Source organism: Labilibaculum sp. (assembly GCF_041595635.1).
Classification (GTDB): domain Bacteria; phylum Bacteroidota; class Bacteroidia; order Bacteroidales; family Marinifilaceae; genus Labilibaculum.
The window spans coordinates 40513-66075 of record NZ_JBFHJW010000002.1; the positions used below are offsets into that span (position 1 = coordinate 40513).

Consider the following 25563-nt stretch of genomic DNA (forward strand, 5'->3'; position numbering starts at 1 on the left):
CATGGAAAAGAAACATATGAATCGTATTTTATTAGTCTTCCTTATTTTACTAATTTCATGGCAAGGCTTTGCACAAGATAATCGTTTTATCAATTTTAAGTTAGATGATGGTCTCGCACAAAATTATGTATATACAATTTCACAAGATTCTTTGGGAAATTTATGGATCGGCACTGGAAATGGCCTTTCTAAGTATGATGGATATTCTTTTCAGAATTTTTCGGAACAAGACTCTTTAGGCGGTAATTTTATTACTTCAAGCCTTAATACCAAGAATGGTTTGTGGTTTGGACATTTAAATGGAAAGGTAAGTTTTTACGATGGAAAAAACTTTACCTACTATAGCAACACAAACAGCAGTATTGTCGATCTCGAAAAAGATGTAAACTCTAACATTTGGGTAGCCAGTCAGAATAAGGAATTTATCAAATTTAAAAATGAAAAATCAAAAGCAGAATTATATTCTAATACCTTATTACAACCTGTTTTTACTTTCAAATTTATTGATGATAATCGATTGTTGGTAGGAACATCAAACGGCCTTTGTTTGTGTGCTATTAGCTCTGATAATCGAATTAAACTAGTTTCTGAAATTTCTGAAATTCCAAAAAATAAAATTGTTGATATTCTTCAATCCAAATCAAAAGAATGTTTTTACATTCTTACCGAGAATGATGGATTATTTCGTTTGGAACAGAGCGAGTCTAAATTTACAGTTCGTAAAATACCCGAGGCAAAAGAAATATCGAAAGCTCAAAAGTTGTATGAAGATAAGAGTGGTTCTTTATGGATAACATCACTGAATAGTGGACTTTTAAAATTGATTTTTTCGAATAATAAGTCTATTAAAATTGAAAAATACGACGAGCAAAATGGCTTACATACAAATGCTATTAAAACTATTTTTGAAGATAGGGAAGGAAACATTTGGATTGGTAAGTACGGCGAAGGATTAAGTCGCTTGGTACCTTTGGCAAATTCTTTTTTGTCTTTTGATGAAGAAAAATATAGTAACTCGATTCATTCCATTTGCATTGTTAATGAATATAAATGGATAGGTACTGCTAAAGAATTGTTGAAAGTTGATCTGCATTCGAATAAAGTAGTAAAGGTTTACGATGTTAATGGTAATTTGGAGAATGAAAAAATAAATGCCCTTTCCGATTGGAAAGGAAAAGAATTATGGATTGGTACCGAAAGATCAGGTATCTTTCGTTTAAATTATCAGACGGGAAAAATAAAGGCTCAATTTTTACGACTTGGGAACCTTGAAAAATCAATTAATTCAATTATCACAGATAATGAGTTTGTTTGGATTGCTACACAAAAGGGACTGTGCAGGTTTTCACCTGAAACCAACAATAAAAAGTGGTTTACTATGCAGGAGGAAGGTTTGCCCCATAATTCAGTAAACTACCTTTTAAAAGACCAACAAAACCGAATCTGGATAGGAACTCTTAGTAATACATTATCATATATTAAAAATGATGAATTAATACATTTTAGCTTAGCAGCCAAAAGTAAGTTGTTAAATATTACTTCTATGGTAGAAGATCCGAAAGGATCCATTTGGGTCGGAACTCAAGGGAATGGAGTTTATTTAGTGAATGAAGATTCCACCTTAAATATCAATTATCAACATGGTTTACTTTCTGATTATTGTTATTCGATGAATAGCGATGGAAAGCGATTGTGGGTAACACATCGAGGAGGAATTAGCCAAATAAGACTTGCAGATTACTACATCAATACAATGCAGAAAAATGCGGGTATTCTTTCGTCTACCGAGTTTAATAAGAATTCTACTGCCAAAGGAAGTAATAATGTATTATACTTTGGTTCCAATCAGGGTGTTTACTCTTATGATATTTCGAAAGAGGCAAATAACGAAGTTGCTCCAAGTCTTGAAGTTTCTTTCTTGCAAGTGGATGGAGAAGAATATGATTACACAAATGATCTGATACTTCCAGCAGGACAATATAAAATTAAGCTTGGATTCAAGGGCATAAGCATGAATGAGCCTGAAAAAATTAAATATCAGTACTTTTTGGAAGGCTATGAGCACGACTGGTCTAAACCCGATAATGGTAGATCTGTTGAGTATAAACACCTCTCATCTGGCAATTATGTATTCCATTTACAGGCTGTAAATGGAATTGGAGTAGAGTCGCTTCAAGTTTTAGATTTTAAAATAAAGATCAAATATCCTATTTGGCAAAAAAAATGGTTTCAACTTTTATCTTTATTCTGCTTTTTGCTTGTTATTTATATTTTTATTGTTCTTAGAGAACAAAATTTAAAAAGAATTCAACGAAAGCTCATTCAAAATCTCGATGATAAAACCAGAGAAGTTATTGCCAAGGAAGAAGTGATTAAAGAGCGTAAAAGAACCGAAAAAGAGCTTATAAAAGCAAAGGATAAGGCCGAAGAATCAGATCGATTAAAAACAGCTTTTCTATCAAATATGTCACATGAAATACGAACTCCTTTAAATGCAATAGTTGGTTTTTCTACCATGCTTCAGGAACCGGAAATACCGACAAATTCAAAGGAACGCTATTTATCTATTCTCAGATCGAATACAGATGATCTATTAAGTTTAATAGATGATATTATGGATATTTCCAGTATAGAAGCTGGCTTGCTTAAAATAAAACATATAGAATGTAATCCACATACATTTTTAAGTGAACTATTCACGGTACATTCAAAAAAAATGGCTGAATTAAATAATACTACGGTTCAATTGAATTATCTTGAAAAAGATATCGATTTGGTCATCTATTCAGATCCACTTCGAGTTAAACAAATTCTATCTAATTTAATTAGTAATGCAATTAAATTTACAGAAAAAGGAAGCATAGACTTTGGCATTGAAAGTGTGAAAGATGGTTTTGTTAAATTCTATGTGAAAGATACAGGAATTGGAATTTCAGAAAGTGAAAAAAATGTAATTTTTGAGCGATTTAGAAAAGAACATAGAGAAGTAAGAACCAAATTATATAGAGGAGCTGGCCTAGGGCTTGCGATTTCTAAAAGTATGGTTAATTTACTTGGAGGTGAAATTGGTGTTGAATCTGTTGTGGGAGAAGGTGCTTGTTTTTATTTTACACTGCCTATTGAAAATTAGATTTTTGATTTTTAAAGCAGATTAGAATTTTTTAGTAAAATGTTTATATTTCGATTGAATGAGAAAATTGAATAAAAATAGATTGCAAATATTGATATTTCTAATGATTTTGAGTCAAACCCTTATGGCTCAAAATAATCATTTTATTAACTATGGAGTTGATAATGGTTTACCTCAGGCTTATATTTATTCAATTAGTCAAAACTCAGAAGGTTATCTATGGGTTGGAACAGGAGATGGCTTGTCCTGTTTTGATGGAGCAAATTTCATTAATTATAATACCATGGATTCTCTTGCAGGTAATTTTATTTCTTGCAATTTAAATACTCCAAGAGCAGATTGGTTTGGCCATATGAACGGAAGCTTAACTTTTAAGGATAAAAATGGCTTTCATATAGTAAGATCCAAGGCAGAAGATAAAAGTAGCATCACCGATCTTCATCAGAATAGTAATGGGCAAATTTGGTTGTCTAACCAGCGCAAAGGATTATTAAGAGTCATCGAAAATAAAAGAATAGAGCCGCTGATTTTTTCAGAAGGTCCATTTTCTGTTAACTCATTTCAATTTGTCAACGAAAAAGATCTCTTATTAGGATCTAATGAAGGGGTTAAGTATTGTACTGTGGTTGATAATCAGATAGTTGTTCAAAATACAATTTCTGAAATAGGCCAAAATAGGATCAATCAAATAGTGAAAGAAAGAAGTGGCAATGCTTTTTTAATACTCAGTGAAAACAAAAATATTTACCACCTCACAGTAAAGGAAAATGCTTATTCTGTTTCCCAAATTAAAGTAAGAGGTGGATTGCAAATGGAATCCATCCAAAATGTATTTGAAGACAGAAATCTTAACTTATGGGTTTCTACCTTTGGGCAAGGAGTTCATAAACTTGCAAAAGATTCACTAGGATACCATTTTATGACCACCTTTAGTACAGAAAACGGACTTGAGAGTGACAACAGTAAACTTTGCTTTGAAGATTCAGAAGGAAATATCTGGATTAGTGTTTATGGAAAAGGCTTGAGCAGATTGATCGATCCAGCCTACACTTTTTATTCTCCCGATGCATCTTATGGATCAACAATCTCAGCCATATCAAAAAATGCTGAATATGAATGGTTCGGAACCGATAAGGGTTTACTTAGAAAAAGTGTTGATAACAATAAAGAACTTCGATTTTACGATAGTTGTCAAGGTTTACCATTCGATAAAATTACCTCCTTATATCAAAAGGAGAATGATTTATGGATTGGTACAGAAAAGAATGGTTTATATCGATTGAACATCAGTACCAATAGAATTGAACGCGAACTTATAGCTGATGGAATATTAGAAAATTCTATTAATTCAATAAATGGGAAAAACGATCAACTTTGGATTGCCACAAAAAAAGGAGCTTGCAATTACAACCTAACTACAGGAAAAAAGAATTGGTATACAATTAGCAAGGGAGGCTTACCTCATAATTGTGTGAATCATATTTTTATCGATTCCAAAGATCGAATATGGATGTCGACTCTTAGTAGTTCATTGGTATTACTGGAAAATGGAAAAGTTACAAACTTGTTTTTATCAGACGATAATAATTTTATTAACATTCGTAGTATTGATGAAGATAATGAGGGACGTATTTGGGTTGGAACATTAGGAAATGGCGTTTTCCTCTATCAAAAAGATTCAATTGTTAATTTGAGCTCCAAGGATGGTCTTTTATCTGATTACTGCTACTCTTTAATCGCTGATAATCAAAATAGAATATGGGTAGCACATCGTGGTGGAATAAGTCGAATTAATGCCGATACTTTTTTCATTAAACCTCTGCAAGAGAACATTGGTATTAGTAAAAGTGATGAATTTCAAGTGAATTCGAGTTTTGTCGATTTGGATAATAACTTGTGGTTCGGAATGAATAGTGGCTTGCTTAAGTTTAATCCTTCCCTGGAAATAAAAGCAAGTATAGCTCCTGTGCCTAAAATTAAATCCATACAAATTAACGAACAAGAAATTGCACTAAGCGATAAAATTGTCTTATCGCCAGGTAGATATAAAATTAAAATCGAATTCGTTGGCATCTATTTTAAAGAACCAGAATTGGTTAAGTATAGGTACATATTAGATGGTTATGATGAAGATTGGACGCAATTTTCAACGAATAAGCAAGTTACCTATTACGGAGTAAGTGATGGTAGTTTTGATTTTCTTCTCGAAGCTTCGAATGGTGATGGTATTACCAATGAATATCCTTTGAATTTGAGGATTTATATCCAAACACCATTTTGGAAACAAACTTGGTTTTATTTACTGGTATTAGTTTTACTTATAATTCTGATTGTATTTTATATTAAAGGCAGAGAAAAAATATTAAAAAAAGAAAATCGAATCCTTGAGGAAAAGGTTCTAAAAAGAACACAAGAAGTGGTTAAACAAAAAGAGGAGATTGAAAAACAAAGGGATTTGATTGAAAGTGCGAATAAAGATATTACAGATAGCATAAAATATGCAAGTAGAATTCAGGCTGCAGTAATTCCCCCAGTTAAATATCTGGAGAAAATTCTCAATAAAAGTTTTATCATAAATAAACCCAAAGCAATAGTTAGTGGGGATTTTTATTGGGCAACTAAAATGGATAATAAAATAGTTCTCGCATTAGCTGATTGTACTGGTCATGGGGTGCCTGGAGCTTTTATGAGTATGCTGGGAGTTACCCTGCTCAATGAAATTGTTATTCATAAAAGAATAACTTCTTCTCATGAAATTTTGAATCAGCTTCGACAGGACATTATCATTTCTCTTCGTCAAAGTTATGGGGACGCCACTCCAAGTGATGGCATGGATATATCACTTATTGTAATGGATACAGATAAGCGTGAATTGCACTTCTCAGGAGCTTTTAATCCTCTTTTGGTAGTTCGAAATGGCAAAATAATTATGCTTAAAGCGGATCGAATGCCCATAGGAATTTATCATCAGAGAATGGTTGATTTTAGCAGTCGTAAAATTGATTTGAAAACAAACGATATGCTTTATTTGTATACTGATGGTTATTCAGATCAATTTGGAGGAGTGGAAGATAAAAAATTCACAAGTCGAAAATTCAGAGATCTACTTTTGGATATCCATGAAAAACCAGTAGAAGAGCAAAAATCCATATTAGAAAAAACAATGGAAATTTGGATGAATGGAACCGAGCAAATAGATGATATTACAGTTTTAGGAATAAGAATATAGACTTTGTATGAAGTAAAAAAAAAGCCCCAAATGAATTAAATACAACATTTGGGGCCTTTTATTTAGAATAATCCCTCTACCGATAGGTAACGTTCTCCGGTATCGTAGTTAAAAGTTAGAATACTTGCTTTTTCTACTTCAGCAAGTTTTTTTTCTACTGCCGCAAGAGAGGCTCCAGTAGAAATACCAGCAAGAATTCCTTCTTTACTAGCCAAATCTTTTACTTTCGCAAAGGCTTCATCTTTTCCTACAGGAATAGCTCCATCTAAAATTTTGGTGTTTAAATTAGTTGGAATAAATCCTGCTCCAATACCCTGCAATGGGTGAGGGCCAGGTGCTCCACCGGCAATTACGGGAGACGATTCTGGTTCTACAGCAAATACTTGTAGTTTAGGAAATTTAGCTTTTAATATTTCTGCTACACCGCTGATGTGCCCTCCAGTTCCAACACCAGTAATCAAAAAATCGAGACCATTTGGAAAATCAGCGATAATTTCTTTTGCTGTTGTAGTTCTATGTATCTCAATGTTAGCCTCATTTTCGAATTGAGAAGGCATCCAAGAATCTTTATTACAGGCAATAAGTTCTTCTGCTTTCTGAATTGCTCCTTTCATTCCCAATTCACGTGGGGTTAGAACAAATTCGGCACCATAAGCCGCCATTAAACTTCTTCTTTCCACTGACATTGATTCTGGCATTACCAAAATAATTTTGTAGCCTTTTACTGCAGCAACCATTGCCAATCCAACTCCAGTATTACCCGATGTTGGTTCAATGATAACTGATCCTTTTTTTAGAGATCCGTCTTTTTCGGCAGTTTCAACCATCGAAAGAGCAATTCTATCTTTAATACTACCTCCTGGATTGGTTCTTTCAAGTTTCATCCATACATTAGAGTTTGCACCAAATATCTTGTTTAATTTTACAGTAGGAGTATTGCCAATTCCTTCTAGAATGTTGTTTAATTTCATACGTGAATGATTTTTATATTTGAAAATTTATGATTTTGCTTTCATCAAGGTTCGTTCTAACCCTGGTTTCATGTTTGTGATATACAATACTATCGGATTCTACACTAGAAGTTAACCACACGTTACCACCAATAATGCTGTTCCTTCCAATAATAGTATCTCCTCCTAAAATAGTCGCACTTGAGTAAATAATTACATTGTCTTCAACGGTAGGATGTCGCTTTTTCTTCGCAAGACTCTTTTTAACTTGCAAAGCTCCCAGGGTTACTCCTTGATAGATTTTTACGTTGTTTTTAATGATTGCCGATTCTCCAATTACAACACCAGTTCCGTGATCTATAAAAAAAGATTTTCCGATAGTGGCTCCGGCATGAATATCAATACCTGTTTTTGTATGTGCATACTCACTCATTAACCTCGGAATAATGGGCACATCAAGATGATAAAGCACATTACTCAAGCGATAAACCAAAATGGCAAAGAAACCTGGATAAGCAATAATTACTTCACCGATACTGCGTGCTGCAGGATCAAAATTTTGTATTGCATTTGCATCCAACAAAAGATCTCTGTAGATTTTTGGGAGAGTTTTCATAAAGTCGTGAGTGATTTTCTCAAGTGGTGCATTCAACTCATCTTTTACTGGAAGAAGTAGTAATTTAAGCAAGGATTCCAATTGATATAGTAAAGCTTCCTGTTCACAACTACTGTTAGATCTACGAGCTCTGATGGGAAAAAGGGTGTTCATGGCTTCTTCTACAAATCGCTGAGCAAGATCCCTACTTGGCATATCGTATTCTGAATTTTTCCTGGAAGCTTGCAATTCTTCCATAACTTTTGACAAATAAGACATTGATTTTTTGATTTAAAAATGATGAATACGCATAAGATAACTTATTAGCTATAAGTGAACTTTTGTGTAATGTTTTGATTACTGTGCTAGGTTTTTTTACCTAGCAACAACAACTACACAAACAACAACAACAAATTTGATTGTTATTATGCTTAATCGTAATAGCATCTGGATAATAAATGGGAGTTCGAGATATATGGGAGTGCATAACCAATGCATCCGAATAAATTCGGATTTTATTGTTGTTTGTGTTATGTAATGATTCTCTATCCATTTTTGAAGTTTGTTTCACAAAGCTATAAAAAAAAAACTAATTAGGAGTTTGGTGTCTTAATATTTCTGTTAATAAATTGTTATTTACGATATAAAAAATTGTGCAATCGATGGATTTTGATTTTTCTACTTTATCGAGTATCTTAAGTGAATAAGAATGTTTTAAACTAAAAACTATAAAAGTAAGCGGAACAATATTTTTTGGAACTTAGCTTGTGTTTTTACACAGATGTGATCATCAGTAATTACTTGTTGAATAGTCACTTAAGAGGTTTGTCTGTTTGCTTGTAAACTAAGAAATTAATTAGAATTAGTGAAAAAGAAAATACTTTTTGTTTGTTTGGGAAATATCTGCCGCTCGCCAAGTGCCGAGGCTGTTATGAAAGAATATATTAGCATAAATCAATTAGAAAGTGCTATGGTGTGCGATTCAGCTGGAACTTCTGGCTGGCATATTGGAGATTTGGCTGATAATCGTATGAGAAAGCATGCAGCGAAGCGAAATTATAAGTTAGAAAGCATTGCTAGGCAGTTCGATCCCGAAAAGGATTTTGATGCTTTTGACCTGATTATTGGAATGGATGCTCAAAATTTAATTGATCTCAGAGCATTGGCCAGAAATAAGACAGATTTGCAAAAACTAAAACTGATGACCAACTATTGTACTAGGCATTCAAATTATGATTCAGTACCTGATCCATATTATGGAGGAGATGAAGGATTTGAATTAGTACTTGATATTCTGGAAGACGCATGTGAAGGTTTACTTAAAGAACTACAATGAGGCAAGAGGCAGTTTTTACTAGAATAGAGGATGTAATTGGACAAAAAATTACAGGTTTTAAATCTATTGTTGGCGGTAGTATAGCTACAACCAATCAAATCCGTTTTGAAAGTGGCCAATACGCCTTTTTAAAAACAGAAGCCTATACTGAAGATATGTTTGCTAAAGAGGTGAATGGATTAAATGAAATTCGAAAAACTGGTTGCATACGTGTTCCCGATGTTTTATATGTTGATTCAGAAATATTATTGCTCGAATTTATTGAGGAAGGAAGATTAGATAAGGATTTTTTTCGTCGTTTTGGAGTTCAAATGGCAAACCTTCACAAAAACACAGCTATCAAATTTGGATTTAAAGAAGATAACTACATTGGAGCCACTCCACAAATAAACAAATCTAGTAAAATGCAAGCTGAAAATTGGTGCGATTTTTACTACAATAAGCGTCTTCTTTATCAGTACAAACTAGCAGAAAAAAATGGTTTAGTTGGAAACGAATTAAAGAATGGTTTTTTGATTTTAGAAGGAAGAATAGAAGAAATATTAGAAGGAAGCGAAGAAAAACCTTCTCTATTACATGGCGATTTATGGCGAGGTAACTTTCTTTGCGATAAAGACTCAAATCCTTGCTTAATTGATCCCGCTGTTTACTATGGTCACAGAGAATCAGATCTGGCTATGACCAAACTTTTTGGTGGATTTAATGAAGACTTTTATCGAGCTTATCAGAAAGAAAAACCACTACCACAAGGATATGATAACCGCGAAAACATTTACCTGCTGTATCATATCCTTAATCATCTAAACTTGTTTGGGAACAGTTATTACGGTCAAGCTGTCAGACTTGTTTGGTCGTACCTTCACTAGTGTTTTCAAGTAAAATATTCAAAATGTTTTTTTCGCCCCAATAAAAATGGATGTAAGAAGCAATGGTATTGCCTTTTCGAAAGAGTAGTGTATCCTGTTTTTTATCACGTGCGGAATAGATCTCACCAATCGAAAATTCTGTTTCTGGATGGAGGAGTTTCGAATAATGAAATTCATGCCCAAAACAGATTTTATTATCGATACAAATTTTACGATACCCCAATTTTAATTTCATGTTTTCCATGCTGGCTTTTTGATTCAAATAGCCTACCATTGGAAATTCATTTGAATCGGAATCAATAATACTAGTGCTCAAGTACATCATTCCCCCGCATTCAGCCAAAACACGCCCCCCATTTGAACAATACTTATCAATAGCTTCGCGCATGTTCTTATTTGCACTTAATTCTTGAAGGTAAAGTTCGGGATAACCTCCTGCAAGGTATAAAAGATCGGTAGCAGGTAGCTGTTGATCTTTCAGTGGGGAAAAAAAAGTAATTTCACCCAGCTTTTCAAGAGCTGTTAAGTTTTCATGATAGGTGAAGTTGAATGCTTCATCCTTGGCAACAGAAATTTTCAGTTTTCCTCGTTCTTTACCTTCGTAGGTTTTGTTTTTTTTAACTGGACATTTTGTTAGGTGCAGTAGTTCATCAATGTCGACAGTTTTTGAAATGTGTTTTGCAATTTTTTCAATTACTTCATCGTATTCCGAAGAATCGGAAATCTGCAAACCCAAATGTCTGGAAGGTAAGTGAATGTTTTCATTTTTAGGAACGTATCCTAAAGGTGTAATGCCTACATCTTCGCAAGCATCCTTTAAGAACTGATAATGTGATTCGCTGCCTACAAAATTGAAAATAACTCCAGCAAGATTAATTCCGGAGTAAAAATTTTTAAATCCATAAAGCAAAGGAGCTACAGAGTAGGCTGTTGCTTTTGCATTTACAACCAGAATAACAGGAATATCAATTAATTCAGCAATTTGAGCTGAACTTCCCTCCATTTTTTTAGCGCCGTCGAATAGGCCCATAACACCTTCAACTAAGGATACGTCAGCCGAGCTGGAGTACTTAGAATAGATCTCCTTGACATGTTCTTTGCTACTCATAAATGTGTCTAAATTAATCGATACATTTCCAGCAGCCCAAGTATGATGTTTGGTGTCCAGATAATCAGGTCCACATTTAAAAGGTTGAACGTTAAGTCCTTTGTTTTTAAGGTAGCGGAGTAATCCTTGAGTGATAGTAGTTTTTCCTGATCCGCTCGAAGGAGCTGCAATCAAAAATTGAGATTTTTTATTCATATTTATACTTCTTCTTTTAAATCAAAATAAATCTTTAACCAGCAAAGAACAGCTGCTTCAAAATTTTCTAATTCAGAAATTGCTTTCATGATTAGTAAGAAAAGTCAAAAATAATTGAATAAAAGCAGGAATGAAATAAGTTTTGAAATTCATTTCTGATTCAAGAAAAATGTAGGGATTGAAAGTATTATCTGCAGATATTCGAGTATTTATGGCAAGAAAAAATCTTCGGCTATGGATTCAAGAACTTTATAAGAGATTAATTTTCTCTTGCTGTTATATTCTTCCATTCGAACCAAGCCCACATTAACAGCATACCATTCGTAAATTTTGGTTTTGCTTTTTGAAATTCCTCCATAAGTTAATTTTTCTGCTGATATTTTAAAGCAAGTAAAGTTTCCTGCAGGAGTTTTTAATTTTTCAATTCCATCCACTTTTCTATTCATTAAAACAACATTCATCGACATTAGAACGGAACCTGTACCTCGCAAGATACTAGCCTCACAGGTCGCTTCAGGTAACATTTGTCCTGCTTTGGGGTGAATAGGAACAGCAACACTATCCGATGAAATTTTGATGACCATTTTCTGGTAAGAATCTAACTTGATAGGATCAAGATATCGTTCTGAACCAACAAAAAATATGGAATCGTTACTCACTAGCCGAAAATACTGATAGAAAGTATTGTGTTTTCGCGTTGTAATTTCTGATTCGATATTATACTGTATACCTTCCCCTGTTCTTGATTTACCAACTAACTGCCATACTTCGGAATACTCTTTCCGATTTTTGGAGTCATAGGTAACGTATTTCATCTTAAAATTTCTTTTGGATGGGAGATAAGTATTATCTCTTTGACCAAAGAAAGAAAAGGAAATTGAGATGAATAGAAGTAAAAGGTAGAATATTCTCATAGACAATAAATATAATGCAAATAAGCATTTAGATAACCTAAAATTACATATAATCCTTTAAGTTGAAAATAATATTATGCTTTTCTCAGAAAATAGACAATCATTCTAAATAAGTTATTTAGAGACAAATTACGAGGAAAAATACATATCTTTTTCATTCAAGCAAACTTACGCTTATGTCTCGATAGTTATTCGTAAACAATTTGATATGAAAAAGTGGTTTTTAAGAACTTATCTAATCCTAGTACCTGGGTTAATGATTTCTTGTTTTAGTAATGAAATTGACTTTGAGGATGTTACTCAAGAAAATAATATTGATGTTCAAACTTTATTGGAGCTTGTAAATGATGCCAGAACAACAGGAACGACTTGTGGGAGTACTTATTATCCTCCGGTAAATGAACTTGTCGCGAATGAAAAACTAGAGGCTGCTGCTTTGGCTCATAGTCAAGATATGATGGAGAATGATTTTTTTAGTCATACATCTTCCAATGGTGATGCATTGACAAATCGATTGGCTGATGTTGATTACTCTTATCTAGCTGCCGCCGAGAATATTGCTTGGGGATATACTTCCGAAGAAAGTGTTATGGCTGGCTGGTTAACTAGCGAGGGACATTGTGCTAATATTATGAATTCAGCATTTACCGAAATGGGAGTCGCAAGAGTGGGAAATTATTGGACTCAGGTTTTTGGAAAACCTCAGGAATAAAAAAACCACTCCAAGCGTTAATCGGAGTGGTTTTAATCTGTTTGTTTGAAAAGCTTTAAGTTTGTCTGTTATAAACTTAAATTAATTTATTATCGAAGCGATTATTCAGAAACAACGTTAAATTCGATATCAACTTTAACTTCTTTATGAAGTTTAATAGTTGCGGTGTATTTACCGATCTCTTTAACAGCGTCTTTAATTGCAATCACTTTTCTGTCAATTTCGAATCCCTGAGCAGTTAATGCTTCAGCAATTTGAATGTTGTTAACAGAACCGAAAATTTTACCGGTAGTACTAGTTTTAGCACCTACACTCAAAATAACACCTTCAAGTTTTTTAGCAACTTCTAAAGCTTCGTTCTTAATTTTTTCTTCTTTATGAGCTCTTTGTCTCATATTTTCGGCATTCATTTTCTTAGCTGATTCTGTTGCCAAAACAGCTATCCCTTTAGGAATCAAATAATTTCTGCCGTACCCGTTTTTCACAACTACGATGTCATTCTTATATCCTAAACTATGAATATCTTGTTGTAAGATTACTTCCATTTCGTTTCCTCCAATTTAAAGATTATTTCATCATGTCAGTTACGTATGGTAACAATGCAATGTGACGAGCACGTTTAACAGCAGTAGCTACCTTTCTTTGATATTTCAAAGATGTACCAGTGATACGACGAGGTAAAATTTTTCCTTGCTCATTCAAAAATTTCTTCAAAAACTCAGGATCTTTGTAATCGATGAATTTAATCTTGTTCTTTTTGAAACGACAATACTTTTTCTTTTTAATCTCAACTGACGGAGGTGTCAAATATCTGATTTCTGATTGATTTTGTGCCATAGCTTACTTCTCCTCTTTAGATTTAAGTTTTCCTTTTCGTTTAATTGAATACTCAAAAGCGTGCTTATCGAGTTTGAAAGTTAAAAAACGAATGACTTTTTCATCACGTCGGTAATTTAATTCCAATTTTTCGATTAGATCGCCTGGAGCATCAAATTGAAGCAATTGGTAAAAACCAGTGCTTTTTTTCTGAATTGGATAAGCCAGCTTGCGCAGTCCCCAGTTCTCCTCATTAACCATCTCACCACCATTATCGGTGATAAGGGCCTTAAATTTTTCTACCGCTTCCTTTACCTGAGCCTCAGATAAAACGGGAGTTACAATGAAAACGGTTTCATAATGATTCAACATAACTTTAATTGTTTAATTAATTACTTAGTAAGTAACTGATTTTTATTGAGCCGCAAAATTAACTATTCTTTTTTGATATTTCAAGAATACTTGCGATTTATTGAAGCTTAAGCGATAATTTAATATTACAGATAAACACTTATCGAAGTGAATAGGTGTATAGTACCTCCTTGATAACTATTCCTTTTTTTTGTATCTTATCTCTACCTACTATTAAAACTTATAGCCATGAAGGATAAATTAATCACATTAGCAACTTATAGCTATTCCCGAGCACAATTACTTAAGTCTCGTTTAGAATCTGAAGGAATAGAATGTTTTCTTAAAAATCTCAATTTAATTCAATCTGTAGTTGGAGGAGGTGTAAAAGTAAGAATTAATGCGCAGGATTTATCACAAGCCATGCAAATTATTGAGGAATTGGAGTTAAGTTATGCTCAGGAAGATTTTGAAAAGGCATTTCCATTGCAAAAAATTGAAGTGAATCGGATATTGGTTCCTGTCGATTTTTCGGATTTTTCACCTCGCCTTTGTGAATATGCAATGAGTATAGCAAAAAAATTTAATGCCGATATCTTACTATTCCATACCTATTTTGCGTCTGCAATAGAAACAGTGCCATTTTCAGATAGCTACACCTATAATGCTACTGTTGTTGAGGTGCTCTCAGAAGTAGAAAAGAATGCAAAAGCAAAACTGAAAGAATTGTATTACGATTTGCGCAATAAATTGGAAGTAGAGAAAGTTGAAGGAATTGAAGTTGACTATGTCTTACGTGGTGGGACTGTCTCTTCCGAGATTTTAAATATTTGCAATTCCTATCAGCCTGATTTAATAATTATGGGTAGCAGAGGGGAAACTGCGGGTACAAAGAATCTTTTGGGAAGTGTTGTTTCCAACGTAATTGAGGAGTCGGAAGTTCCTGTTCTTATACTCTCAGATCAGGGAGAACATGTGGATCTTGAAAAGATCGAAAACATAATGTATGCGACGAATTTCGATAAGGCAGATTTTAAAGCTATTGCTAATCTGAAATACATAACAAAACCTTATGATATGAATATTCATTGTGTACATTTCGATGATCTGGGGGAAGACAACGAAATGGATGAATATCAAATGGAAATATTGAGAAAATACCTTAAAAAAACACTTGGAGAATCAAATGTTAGCTGTGCGATTATACCAATGGAAGAAAAAATGAAAGGCATAGAAAAATATGTGGAAGAAAAAGAGATAGGCATGATAGCCATTCTGGCCAGAAAGCATAACTTATTAGAGCGATTGTTTTTTGGTAGGATGTCGCGAAAATTATTTATTGGAACACATATGCCGATTTTAGTGTTTCATTAATCGGTAAACAGAAGTATGATTTAGGTAATTGGGATAAGAAATAGTAATTAGTTATTGATTGAATTGAGTTTGATATATTTATCAAACTCAATTTTTTTTGATTCATTAAATTGTATTGCAAAGATATTAGTGTGAGAAATCAATGTCTAGAATTAGTGATCTTCAAATTTATTATTGATGTTTTAAGAGGCTTTGTGTTTTCAAAAAAACAGCATACTTCTTTTTAAGAAATATGCTGTTAGTTAGTAGTACCATAAAGAGTCCTTACTGGATCATGAAAATGCTTCTGGAATCTCTTTACATTGTTTTATTTCCATCCACCACCAAGAGAAAGATAGAGTTCAACAATAGAATTTAATTGTTGATACTTTGTATTAATGGTACTGATTTCTGAAGAAAGTGCATTGGTACGCGCCGTTAACACCTCAATATAGGTTGTATTCTGATAGCCATTATTCAATAATTCCTCAGAATATTCAACTGCTTTGCTTAATGCATCGAGTTCTTTCTGGCGAATTTTGTATCGCTCTTGCTGTGTTTTATAACTATACAAAGCGTCGGAAACTTCCTTGCTAGCTGATAGCAAAGCCTTTTTTAAGTTGTATTTTGCTTCTTCCTGATTCGCTTTAGCAACTTCGTACTGTGTACGTATGCTTCTTTTATTGAAGATAGGCTGCGTTAAATTAGCAATGGCATTACTAATTAGCGCATTACTATTGAACCAATTGTCGAAATCTAAAGTCTGAAATCCACCTGAAGCACTCATGCTTAAAGTAGGGTAGAAGCTGCTTTTTGCTACGTTTGTAAGCTCGAAAGCATTCCTGAAGTTGTATTCTGCAAGAATTACATCCGGACGATTTCTGAGCAACTGCGAAGGAAAACCAGTTGACAATTCTACATTTAATGCTTGATCATCAAGACTAGATCTCTTAATAGTTCCCGAATTTCTCCCTAAAAGCAAAGAAATGGTATTTTCCAACAGGTTAATATTCTCTTTAATATCAATAAGAAGAATTTCTGTTGTATACAGTTGAGCTTCTGTTTGTTTAACTGCAGCTTGGGTTACTCGACCTGCATTTTTTAAACTAATCATCGTCTCCAGACCTTCTTTTCGGTTGGTTACAGTTTGACTAGTAACTTTAGCTTGAGCATCCAGAGCAACAAGCTGAAAATAGGCAGATGCCATAGTGGCCACAAGAGTACTCTGAACCGCACGTCGCGAGGCCTCACTTTTAAGATAGGTAGCCTGAGAAGCTCTTTTATTGCTTCTTATTTTTCCCCAAATATCAGCCTCCCAGGTAACACTAGCTGACAAGTCATATTGGTGATAGATTCCTCCATCGTAGCTATTAGAAACACCGCTTAGTGTATTGTCTCCATATTCTACACGCTGTCCGCTTCCCGCGATGGCTAAAGTTGGCAAGTAACCAGCTTTTCCTTGTTTGTAATATGCTTCAGCAGCATTCACACGTTCAACAGCCATTAAAAGATCAAGATTGTTATCCAGAGCTTCGTTAATAAGGCTTGTTAGGTTCGTATCTGTAAACAATTCCTCCCACGGCATTGCGGCTAATGTAGAAGAATCGTTTGTATTCACATCTCGATATTGATCTTGAATCTCTATTTCGGGGCGTTGATATTTTTTAGCCACGAAACAAGATGGAAGACTCGTAGCTGCAAAAGCAAGAGAGACAATTCCGTATATTATTTTTCTATTTTTCATTTTTATCGTGTTTTATTCAGCAATATCCGATTCATTATCAATTAGTTTCGGAGCTCCTGTAATTTTCTCCTGGATTGATTGGAAAATCACAAAGAAGGCAGGAATTATAAAGATTCCAAATAACGTTCCTATTAACATTCCTCCAACAGCACCTGTTCCAATAGAGCGGTTACCTACAGCACCAGCACCATTTGCTAACATCAAGGGAACTATTCCAAGAATAAAGGCGAATGAAGTCATTAAGATAGGACGTAAACGTGCTTTTGCTCCTTCAGCAGCTGCTTGCATCAATTCCATACCATGACGTCGACGTTGCAAGGCAAATTCGACAATCAGAATTGCATTTTTTGCCAGTAAACCAATAAGCATGATCAGGGCAACCTGAAAATAAATATTGTTCTCTAAGCCAATTAATTTCACAAAGAAAATGGCTCCAAATATCCCGATAGGAAGAGATAGAATAATGGAGAAAGGCAGAACATACGATTCGTACTGTGCAGCTAACAAGAAGTAAACGAATATCAGACTCAAGGCAAAAACCAATATTGCCTGGTTTCCTGCTTTTTGTTCCTCCCGTGTCATTCCTGAAAACTCATATCCATAATTCGAAGGTAATGTTTGTGCAGCAACTTCTTGAATAGCTTTAATTGCATCACCAGTGCTGTAACCAGGATTTACATTGCCATTAATTGTTGCCGAATTAAATAGGTTAAATCGGTTTACAACATCAGGACCATTTACCTTTTTCATGTTCACAAACTGACTGACTGACACCAATTCGTTTTGAGCATTTTTAATAAACACATTGTTCATCGATTCGATGGTTTCACGATCTTCTGGTGCTGCTTGTATCATCACACGATATTGCTTTCCGAATCGGTTAAAATCGGCAGCATACCAACTACCGTAATATCCCTGTAAAGTTGAAAACAGACTGCTTACTGATATGCCTGCTTCTTTTACTTTTTCCACATTTACTTCCATTTCGTACTGAGGAAATCCGGTATTGAAAGAGGTAATTGCATATTTAATTTCAGGACGCTGGTTCAAGGCTCCAAGAAACTGACCACTTTTCGCCATTAAATCGCTAAACTCACCATTTGATTTGTCTTGCAAACGCATTTCAAATCCATCGGAGTTACCAAAACCACGAACAGTAGGAGGAGCGAAGAAAAGAATTCGTGCTTCACTAATTCCTGCAGTTCTGCCAAATAGCTGACCAATAATTGCTTTCACCTTTTGGTGATCTTCTTTTCGTTCTTTCCAATCTTTTAATTTGATAACTGCAAAAGCTTTCGAACCGCCATTTGTGCCACTCAACATACTGAAACCGACAACAAACATTTTCTCTTTTACAACATCAATCTGGTTTATTACGTCTTCTACCTTTTGAGCAACTTTTGCGGTTCTATCTAATGTGCTTCCAGGAGGTAGGGTGATATCACAGAATATAATCCCCTGATCTTCATTCGGAATAAATCCGGTAGGAGTTGTTTTAAAGAACCATCCTGCCAAAGCAATAAATACGACCAGAATAAGACCTGACAACCATTTTTTGCGAATCAAGAAACGTACAGAATTAGTGTAACGTTCGGTTATTGCATCGAATCCTGTATTAAAGGAGGTATAGAAACGGTTTGCCAGACCTTTTTTGTGTTCTTCGCTAGGATTGTGAGGTTTTAATAGCAAGGCACACAAAGCCGGACTTAAGGTTAAGGCGTTAATTGCTGATATAACAATAGCTACTGCCAATGTAATTGCAAATTGCTGATAAAATGCTCCTGTGGGTCCTTTCAAAAAGGAAACCGGAATAAACACCGCCGACATTACCAGGGTAATTGAGATAATTGCACCGGTAATTTCGCTCATGGCGGATATGGTAGCTTTTTTAGCACTCTTCGCACCATTATCGAGCTTGGCATGAACTGCTTCCACAACTACAATCGCATCATCAACCACAATACCAATGGCCAGAACCAGAGCAAATAAGGTTAACATGTTAATGGAGAAGCCAAACAGATTCAAGAAGAAGAAAGTACCAACAATTGCTACAGGCACTGCAATAGCAGGAATAAGCGTTGATCGAAAATCTTGCAAGAACAGAAAAACAACTAAAAACACCAATAAAAATGCTTCAATTAGAGTTGTAAGTACTTTACTAATAGATGCATCGAGAAAATCATTTGTATTAAACGGTATTACATAGTCGATACCCTTAGGAAAATCCTTTTTCGCCGATTCTAGTGATTCTTGAATTTCACGAATAATATCCTGAGCATTTGAACCTGAAGTTTGATAGATTGCAACTGCAGCAGATGGATGACCGTTTGTGATATTTTGTGTTGAATAATTAAAGGCACCTAATTCAATTTTGGCAACATCTTTTAAGCGCAAAAACGAACTGTTTCCTTCTGATCGCAAAATGATGTTATCGTACTCTGTTTTGGTAGATAGTTTTCCTTTGTAACGAATTACATATTCGAACGATTGATCAGAATTTGCTCCAAATTTACCAGGTGAAGCTTCCAGATTTTGCTCATTCAAAGCATTAACAACATCCTGCGGTGTTATGCCGTAGGCTGCCATTTTATCAGGTTTCAGCCAGATACGCATGGAATAATCTTTAGAACCAAAAACACTAGCATCGCCAACTCCGTTAATCCTTTTGATCATTGGAATTAGATTTATTCTTGCGTAGTTTTCAACAAATATGGCATCGTAATCTTCATTCTCAGTAAAAAGAGAGAAAAACATCAAAACACTATTTTGAACTTTTTTAGTGGTAACCCCCGATTGAGTTACCTGTTGTGGCAACTTGCTGTTTACCGTTGCAACTCTATTCTGAACGTTTACTGCAGCAATATCTGCATTAGTTCCCAGTTCAAAATAAACACTAATTGTGGCTGTTCCATCATTACTCGCAGTTGACGACATGTAAGTCATGTTCTCAACACCATTAACGGCTTCTTCAATAGGAACAACAACACTTTTTAGGATGGTTTCAGCATTTGCTCCCGGGTAGTTCGCTGTAATTTGAACTGTAGGAGGTGCAATTTCAGGAAACTGCTCTCTGGGTAAAGATGTGAGTCCAAGAACTCCCAAAATTACAATGAGAATGGATATTACAGTCGATAATACCGGCCGTTCAATAAATCTTCTTAACATGTATATTCTTGTTAATTAATCAATTAGTAAATTGTGATTATTTTTTAGAAAAGGCTGCGTTTCCTTCTGGACTGTGCTTTTGATTCATAGGTTGAATAAGCATTCCTTCACGTAGTTTTATTAATCCATCGGTAACAAAGGTTTCTCCTTCGTTTAAGCCATTTTGAACAATGAATTTTTCATCGATAGAAGTGCTAATTGAGACTTCTTTAGCCTGAACCTTATTTTCTTTGTTAACCAGATATACAAATTTCTTTCCTTGCATTTCATAGGTAGCTTTTTGAGGAACCATGATGATATTATTTTCGATAGAAGGCATTTTTACTTTACCACTACTACCACTTCTTAATAGGTTGGCAGGATTAGGAAAGATAGCGCGATAGCTAATACTTCCGGTTCTTGGATTCACCATTCCGTTAATCGTTTCAATTTTTCCTTTATGATCGTAGGTAGATCCATCGGCAAGAATTAATTCAACTTCGGGTAATTCCTTAATTTTGCTGGCAATACTATTCCCGTTTAATTGTCGATTGAATTGAAGCAATTGCTTCTCGTTTAAAGTAAAGTAGGCATATACATTACTGATATTGGAAACAGTTGTTAAAGGCTGAGCTTCCGAACGACCCACTAAACTTCCTATTCTGTATGGAATGCTTCCAATAATACCATCTACCGGACTTTTTATAAAAGTATAGTCTAAATTTTCTTTTGCATTCATATAATTAGCTTGCGATGCAATTAACTGAGCTTTAGCCGCATTCAAGCTACTTTCTGCAGTTTGTAATTGAACAGCACTAATAATATTTTTCTGAACGAGTGGTGTAATTTTGTCAACTTCTACCTGAGCAGATACAAGCTGAGCTTTTGCAACTTCGATATTTGCTTTTGCAGCGTTAACCTGCTGATTTAGAGTTTGAGAACTTAGTTTAAATAACATTTGTCCTTTCTTAACTTCAGCACCTTCGTCAATGTAAATCTTATCTACAAAACCATCAACTTTGGCGCGAATCTCGATGTTTTGTTCCCCTTCTATATTAGCAGCATATTCGTTGTATACTGTAACATTCGACTTCGTTGCAGATTCTACAGGGAAAGGCATTGGACCTTGCGCTGCTTGCTGATGTTGTGAATTATTGCAAGAAGATAATGCGAGTATGCTAAGTATCATACTTGCTAAAATGAAATTTCTTTTCATGATCAAAATAAATGTATTTATTATTGTGTATAGTTTTTTTAGTTTATAACAAACAAATATTTGTGTGTTTGAATATTCTGCTTTGCTGCAAGAATTAGTATAGCTTGCTTTTTTTAAGGAACAAGTGAACATTTCCCTTTTATCTCATCGCGAAGCTGTTCTAAAATTGAGACTGTATTTGATAAATAATCTAAATAGGGATTCTCCTGATTACCTTCATATTGTTCTTCCTTTTCATTCGTAAGTTCATGGGTTAACTTCTGATGATCCAATATTTGCGTAACCAAGGTATGCTCTGTTTTGTAATCTGTAATTTTCTCTTCTATTCGAGCCAAAAATCCACTCGGAGATAAGGTATAGTACTTCTTACGATCGCCAGGTTTGGTGTGATATACAATCATATTCGATTTAGTGAGATTTTGCAGATTGGTCGAGATTGTACTTTTACTCGCGCTTAAAAAATGAACTAAATCGTCAAATGTCACTCCTTTTTCTTTATTCATGAAAAGAGTCGCGAATATTCTACCACCAATAGGAGAAAGATTTTCCTGCTTCTCCATAAATAGGCCAAATCGTTCTACCAATATTTTTTTTTGTTCTTCTAATTGAGTCAGATTCATCATTTCCATAAATTTTTCCGCAACAAACATACGATTAGTTCGGTTTAAACCGAACTAAAAAATGTTAAAAATTGCAAACTTTTTTGTGCAAACGATAGAGGAGGGAAGTTTCTAAACTAAATGGACTAAAGTCTTATTTTTTAAGAAATTTATTGATAAGATCCATGAATGATTGTCGATACATTTGACCGATAGGAATTTTTTGATTGTCAATTTCAACCTGATTGCCTTCGATAGAATCAATTCGTTTTAAAGAAATAATGAAAGATCGATGAACTCGGATGAATTGATCTTGAGGTAGTAATTCTTCCATTTTTTTAACGGTTAGCTTACTTACTAAGGTTTTAGTTTCAGTATGCATTTTAATGTAGTCGCCCAAGCCTTCTATGTATTTAATATCCTCAAAGTTGAGCTTAATTGTTTTTTTATCAGATTTAATAAAAATAAAGTTTTCGGTAGTTTTATTTTCTTCTCCAGGAAGGGCAGCAGGCGTTTTATCAGTTATTTGTAATTTTTCTTCAATTTTTGAAATTGCTTTAATAAAACGAGGGAAAGGAATGGGTTTGTGAAGGTAATCAATTACATCAAGATCGTAAGCATCAACTGCATATTCACGATAAGCTGTTGTAATAACCACTATGGGTGGATTTTTTAGGTTTTCCAAAAAATTTAATCCACTAAGCTTAGGCATGTTAATATCCAGAAACATCGCATCAATAGAATGGCTTCCGAGCACTTCCATGGCTTCCAGAGCATTTTTGCACGATTTCACTAAATTAATATGAGGCAAATCCTGAATGTATTTCTCAAGAACTTTTCTAGCGTGAATTTCATCGTCTACAATTATGCAATTTATTTTCATACGGACAGACTTAGTTGTGTTGTGTACTGATTTTCGGTTTGAGTGATTCTAAAGGTATGCTGTTTTGGAAACAACAGTTGCAAACGCTTTTTCACATTTTCAATACCCAAACCATTGTGTTTACTATTCATGTATTTTTCCGATACAGGATCCAAAGGATTATTAATTTCCATTTCTATTGAATGTTCCGCTATTTTCATGCTAATTCGGATTTCTGATGTTTCTTGTTTTTCAGAAATTCCATGTTTAAATGCATTCTCTATTAAGGGAATAAATAGAAGAGGCGGAATTTTATGTCCTGGATCTTCTCCTTTTATCTGCAAATTAATTTTCGCTACATCTTCTACTCGAACGGCTTCTAATTCAATATAATTTTTAATAAAATGAATTTCTTTTTCAAGTCTGACCCTTTCATCTTTACATTCGTAAAGCATATAGCTGAGCAGTTGTGAAAGTTTTAATATCATTTCCGGTGTTTTTACGGAATCGTACAAACTCATTGAATAAATATTATTCAATGTATTGAATAGAAAATGAGGGTTGACCTGAGCTTTTAATACACTCAATTCGGCAGCCAACTGTTCTTGTGCATTTGCCGTATATTTAAGGTTTTCATCTTTTAAAGCAATCCATTCCTTAACAAAATGGAAAAGTGAACTCGATAAAACAAAAATATTTGTTTTAAAAGTATTCATCATCATTATTTTCCAAAGACCCAAGTCGGTGAATCGTTTGAATCCAGCTTCTGGATATTTATAAAGAATAAAGCTCAAAGTACTAATAGTAGCTACTTCAACAAAAATAATGCTTAGAATATATTTGCTATAATTTCCAGTATTCCAATATTTGGGTATTAAAACACGAAGGTTAAGATAAACTAAAAAAATAATAAAAAAGAGGCTTATTCCTTCCAATAAGAGCTCTTTAGGAATAAGTTTTGCATCTAAATTTGCAAAACGCCCGGATTCTAAAAGAAGGAAAACAGTCCAAAAGGAGAAATGTTGTATCCATCTAACAGAAAAGATTTGATGTAGTCTCTCTTGTAAATTCATGTAATTATTGTTTATGATGCAAACAAACAAAAAATACTTATTTGGAATACAATATTTTCGATAAATAGGTGAGCATTATCTGTAAACACTTGTCTTTTTTTGTGTAAACAAAGATAACTACAATTTCTCTTATCATATCGACAAAGAAAGCTTGTTCATCGATAAAATTTATTTTTTATTTTCTGAGAGCTTACTATTGCAAGGATTTTAAAAATTGAAAGCTCATGTTGAAAAGAAAAAGTATCCTTTTAGGAATTCTTGTAATTATTGCAACAACAGTACTTGCATTTGTATTTGCAGGAATGAAAAAGGCACCCCAGGAAAGGGAGTTAGTAGCCAAGGAAATAATTGTTCCTGTTCAAACTATAAAAAACGGTAAGATAGATTTAGAGCTTTCAGTAGTAGGAAATTTGGAAGCCCGCGATAAAGTTGATGTATATACCGAGGTGACTGGAATTTTAATGCCTTCCCCAAAACAATTTTTGGAGGGAGTACGATTTTCAGGAGGTGAAACTCTTCTGTCTCTTAATGATGAAGAATTCAGGTCTGAAGTATTATCGTTACGTAGTAGTTTTATGAATGAAATCGCAACAATTTTGCCTGATTTGAAGTTTGATTATCCTGAAAGTTATGCAACATGGGAAAACTATTTAAAAGAATTTGATGTTGAAAAGGAACTAGCTCCCATACCGGCAGCACAAAATGAAAAGGAAAAGTATTATTTGGCCGGGAAAGATATCTATACCGATTATTACACCATAAAAAGTCAAGAGAAAGAACTTTCTAAATATCAAATTGTTGCTCCATTTTCAGGTGAAGTAATTGAATCGGATATTAAAGCAGGAACATTGGTAATTGCTGGTCAAAAATTAGGAGAGTTTGCCAATACGAATGCTTACGATTTAGTTGTAGGTGTCGACTTAAATAACCTTTCGGGAATTAAAAAGGGAAATAAAGTAACTCTTTACTCAGAATCTACTAATGGAAAATGGTCGGGAGTTGTTCGCAGAATTAGTAATAAGGTTGATGATGAAACACAAATGGTAGATGTGTACATCGCCGTTACAGGCAACGATTTAAAGGAGGGTATGTTTCTAAGTGCTGACATACAGCTTTTAAAAGAAGTTGTTGGGGTAGAAATTCCTCGAAAGTTACTTGTGAATTCTGAATATGTTTATACTGTAACTGATGGAATTGTTAACCAACAAAAAGTTGTTATAGTTCAAAAGAAAACAGATTCGGTAATTCTAGAGGGTTTAGAAGATAACGCATTACTTGTTTTGAAAACTACAGGAATGCATAAAGGTATTTCGGTAACAACCCGCGAACAGTAAATTGAACGATTCTATTCGAATAGTTAGATTCGTTTG

General features: G+C 34.1%; 20 protein-coding genes. 7 read left to right on the forward strand and 13 right to left on the reverse strand.

What is annotated here, in order from left to right:
- Position 1 precedes the first annotated feature (1 nt).
- Positions 2-3130: a two-component regulator propeller domain-containing protein gene (locus tag ABYT26_RS00890; protein ID WP_372750992.1), complete on the forward strand. Its 3129-nt coding sequence runs from the start codon at positions 2-4 to the stop codon at positions 3128-3130.
- A gap of 124 nt (positions 3131-3254) precedes the next feature.
- The gene (locus tag ABYT26_RS00895) at positions 3255-6359 is read left to right on the forward strand and encodes a two-component regulator propeller domain-containing protein (protein ID WP_372750993.1); all 3105 of its coding nucleotides are present in this window, start codon (positions 3255-3257) and stop codon (positions 6357-6359) included.
- 62 nt (positions 6360-6421) lie between these two features.
- On the opposite strand, the gene cysK is transcribed toward ABYT26_RS00895, so the two are convergent.
- A complete protein-coding gene (cysK, locus tag ABYT26_RS00900; protein ID WP_372750994.1) occupies positions 6422-7330 on the reverse strand; it encodes a cysteine synthase A in 909 nt (302 codons plus the stop codon).
- Positions 7331-7343: 13 nt separating this feature from the next.
- A complete protein-coding gene (locus ABYT26_RS00905; protein ID WP_372750995.1) occupies positions 7344-8183 on the reverse strand; it encodes a serine O-acetyltransferase in 840 nt (279 codons plus the stop codon).
- Positions 8184-8769: 586 nt separating this feature from the next.
- Here ABYT26_RS00905 and ABYT26_RS00910 point away from each other — a divergent pair.
- Positions 8770-9240, forward strand: coding sequence for a low molecular weight protein-tyrosine-phosphatase (locus tag ABYT26_RS00910; RefSeq protein WP_372750996.1), 471 nt, complete (start codon positions 8770-8772; stop codon positions 9238-9240).
- The gene (locus ABYT26_RS00915; RefSeq protein ID WP_372750997.1) at positions 9237-10106 is read left to right on the forward strand and encodes a fructosamine kinase family protein; all 870 of its coding nucleotides are present in this window, start codon (positions 9237-9239) and stop codon (positions 10104-10106) included. The genes ABYT26_RS00910 and ABYT26_RS00915 overlap by 4 nt, the downstream gene beginning before the upstream one ends.
- Here the strand turns inward: ABYT26_RS00915 and ABYT26_RS00920 are convergent.
- Entirely contained in the window at positions 10078-11409 is a 1332-nt protein-coding gene (locus ABYT26_RS00920; RefSeq protein WP_372750998.1) for a cobyrinate a,c-diamide synthase, read from the reverse strand. The genes ABYT26_RS00915 and ABYT26_RS00920 overlap by 29 nt on opposite strands.
- Before the next feature lie 209 nt (positions 11410-11618).
- Positions 11619-12224, reverse strand: a complete 606-nt coding sequence (locus ABYT26_RS00925) for a hypothetical protein (protein WP_372750999.1) — start codon at positions 12222-12224, stop codon at positions 11619-11621.
- 307 nt (positions 12225-12531) lie between these two features.
- On the opposite strand from ABYT26_RS00925, the gene ABYT26_RS00930 reads away from it, so the two are divergent.
- Positions 12532-13035 (forward strand): CAP domain-containing protein, encoded by a 504-nt coding sequence (locus ABYT26_RS00930; protein WP_372751000.1) that lies wholly within the window; start codon positions 12532-12534, stop codon positions 13033-13035.
- A gap of 101 nt (positions 13036-13136) precedes the next feature.
- Here ABYT26_RS00930 and rplI read toward each other — a convergent pair whose 3' ends face one another.
- From rplI to rpsF, 3 genes are read right to left on the reverse strand one after another with little or no spacing between them, the layout of a single operon-like run.
- Positions 13137-13580 (reverse strand): 50S ribosomal protein L9, encoded by a 444-nt coding sequence (gene rplI, locus ABYT26_RS00935; protein ID WP_372751001.1) that lies wholly within the window; start codon positions 13578-13580, stop codon positions 13137-13139.
- Positions 13581-13602: 22 nt separating this feature from the next.
- Positions 13603-13872, reverse strand: a complete 270-nt coding sequence (rpsR, locus tag ABYT26_RS00940; protein ID WP_101263476.1) for a 30S ribosomal protein S18 — start codon at positions 13870-13872, stop codon at positions 13603-13605.
- A 3-nt stretch (positions 13873-13875) separates the two neighbouring features.
- The gene (gene rpsF, locus ABYT26_RS00945) at positions 13876-14223 is read right to left on the reverse strand and encodes a 30S ribosomal protein S6 (RefSeq protein WP_372751002.1); all 348 of its coding nucleotides are present in this window, start codon (positions 14221-14223) and stop codon (positions 13876-13878) included.
- Positions 14224-14451: 228 nt separating this feature from the next.
- Here rpsF and ABYT26_RS00950 point away from each other — a divergent pair, with 228 nt between their 5' ends.
- Positions 14452-15576, forward strand: a complete 1125-nt coding sequence (locus ABYT26_RS00950; protein ID WP_372751003.1) for a universal stress protein — start codon at positions 14452-14454, stop codon at positions 15574-15576.
- A 307-nt stretch (positions 15577-15883) separates the two neighbouring features.
- Here ABYT26_RS00950 and ABYT26_RS00955 read toward each other — a convergent pair whose 3' ends face one another.
- The 6 genes from ABYT26_RS00955 to ABYT26_RS00980 form a co-directional block, all read right to left on the reverse strand.
- The gene (locus ABYT26_RS00955) at positions 15884-17299 is read right to left on the reverse strand and encodes a TolC family protein (protein ID WP_372751004.1); all 1416 of its coding nucleotides are present in this window, start codon (positions 17297-17299) and stop codon (positions 15884-15886) included.
- A 12-nt stretch (positions 17300-17311) separates the two neighbouring features.
- Positions 17312-20464: an efflux RND transporter permease subunit gene (locus ABYT26_RS00960; protein ID WP_372751005.1), complete on the reverse strand. Its 3153-nt coding sequence runs from the start codon at positions 20462-20464 to the stop codon at positions 17312-17314.
- Positions 20465-20501: 37 nt separating this feature from the next.
- Entirely contained in the window at positions 20502-21659 is a 1158-nt protein-coding gene (locus ABYT26_RS00965) for an efflux RND transporter periplasmic adaptor subunit (protein WP_372751006.1), read from the reverse strand.
- 113 nt (positions 21660-21772) lie between these two features.
- A complete protein-coding gene (locus tag ABYT26_RS00970) occupies positions 21773-22282 on the reverse strand; it encodes a GbsR/MarR family transcriptional regulator (protein ID WP_372751007.1) in 510 nt (169 codons plus the stop codon).
- A 130-nt stretch (positions 22283-22412) separates the two neighbouring features.
- Entirely contained in the window at positions 22413-23141 is a 729-nt protein-coding gene (locus ABYT26_RS00975) for a LytR/AlgR family response regulator transcription factor (protein WP_372751008.1), read from the reverse strand.
- Positions 23138-24193 carry a sensor histidine kinase gene (locus ABYT26_RS00980; RefSeq protein WP_372751009.1) on the reverse strand — a complete coding sequence of 352 codons (1056 nt, stop codon included), beginning with the start codon at positions 24191-24193 and terminating at the stop codon, positions 23138-23140. The genes ABYT26_RS00975 and ABYT26_RS00980 overlap by 4 nt, the downstream gene beginning before the upstream one ends.
- A gap of 224 nt (positions 24194-24417) precedes the next feature.
- On the opposite strand from ABYT26_RS00980, the gene ABYT26_RS00985 reads away from it, so the two are divergent.
- Positions 24418-25527 carry an efflux RND transporter periplasmic adaptor subunit gene (locus ABYT26_RS00985; protein ID WP_372751010.1) on the forward strand — a complete coding sequence of 370 codons (1110 nt, stop codon included), beginning with the start codon at positions 24418-24420 and terminating at the stop codon, positions 25525-25527.
- Positions 25528-25563: the final 36 nt, after the last annotated feature.

Bases quoted from the DNA above. Each gene is read 5' to 3' on its own strand.
- ABYT26_RS00985 (WP_372751010.1), top strand. From the start codon at position 24,418: ATGTTGAAAAGAAAAAGTATCCTTTTAGGAATTCTTGTAATTATTGCA.
- ABYT26_RS00915 (WP_372750997.1), top strand. From the start codon at position 9,237: ATGAGGCAAGAGGCAGTTTTTACTAGAATAGAGGATGTAATTGGACAA.
- rpsF (WP_372751002.1), bottom strand. From the start codon at position 14,223: ATGTTGAATCATTATGAAACCGTTTTCATTGTAACTCCCGTTTTATCT.
- cysK (WP_372750994.1), bottom strand. From the start codon at position 7,330: ATGAAATTAAACAACATTCTAGAAGGAATTGGCAATACTCCTACTGTA.
- rplI (WP_372751001.1), bottom strand. From the start codon at position 13,580: ATGGAAGTAATCTTACAACAAGATATTCATAGTTTAGGATATAAGAAT.
- ABYT26_RS00895 (WP_372750993.1), top strand. From the start codon at position 3,255: ATGGCTCAAAATAATCATTTTATTAACTATGGAGTTGATAATGGTTTA.
- ABYT26_RS00950 (WP_372751003.1), top strand. From the start codon at position 14,452: ATGAAGGATAAATTAATCACATTAGCAACTTATAGCTATTCCCGAGCA.
- rpsR (WP_101263476.1), bottom strand. From the start codon at position 13,872: ATGGCACAAAATCAATCAGAAATCAGATATTTGACACCTCCGTCAGTT.
- ABYT26_RS00970 (WP_372751007.1), bottom strand. From the start codon at position 22,282: ATGATGAATCTGACTCAATTAGAAGAACAAAAAAAAATATTGGTAGAA.
- ABYT26_RS00955 (WP_372751004.1), bottom strand. From the start codon at position 17,299: ATGAAAAATAGAAAAATAATATACGGAATTGTCTCTCTTGCTTTTGCA.
- ABYT26_RS00965 (WP_372751006.1), bottom strand. From the start codon at position 21,659: ATGAAAAGAAATTTCATTTTAGCAAGTATGATACTTAGCATACTCGCA.
- ABYT26_RS00960 (WP_372751005.1), bottom strand. From the start codon at position 20,464: ATGTTAAGAAGATTTATTGAACGGCCGGTATTATCGACTGTAATATCC.
- ABYT26_RS00920 (WP_372750998.1), bottom strand. From the start codon at position 11,409: ATGAATAAAAAATCTCAATTTTTGATTGCAGCTCCTTCGAGCGGATCA.
- ABYT26_RS00890 (WP_372750992.1), top strand. From the start codon at position 2: ATGGAAAAGAAACATATGAATCGTATTTTATTAGTCTTCCTTATTTTA.
- ABYT26_RS00975 (WP_372751008.1), bottom strand. From the start codon at position 23,141: ATGAAAATAAATTGCATAATTGTAGACGATGAAATTCACGCTAGAAAA.
- ABYT26_RS00905 (WP_372750995.1), bottom strand. From the start codon at position 8,183: ATGTCTTATTTGTCAAAAGTTATGGAAGAATTGCAAGCTTCCAGGAAA.
- ABYT26_RS00980 (WP_372751009.1), bottom strand. From the start codon at position 24,193: ATGAATTTACAAGAGAGACTACATCAAATCTTTTCTGTTAGATGGATA.
- ABYT26_RS00925 (WP_372750999.1), bottom strand. From the start codon at position 12,224: ATGAAATACGTTACCTATGACTCCAAAAATCGGAAAGAGTATTCCGAA.
- ABYT26_RS00930 (WP_372751000.1), top strand. From the start codon at position 12,532: ATGAAAAAGTGGTTTTTAAGAACTTATCTAATCCTAGTACCTGGGTTA.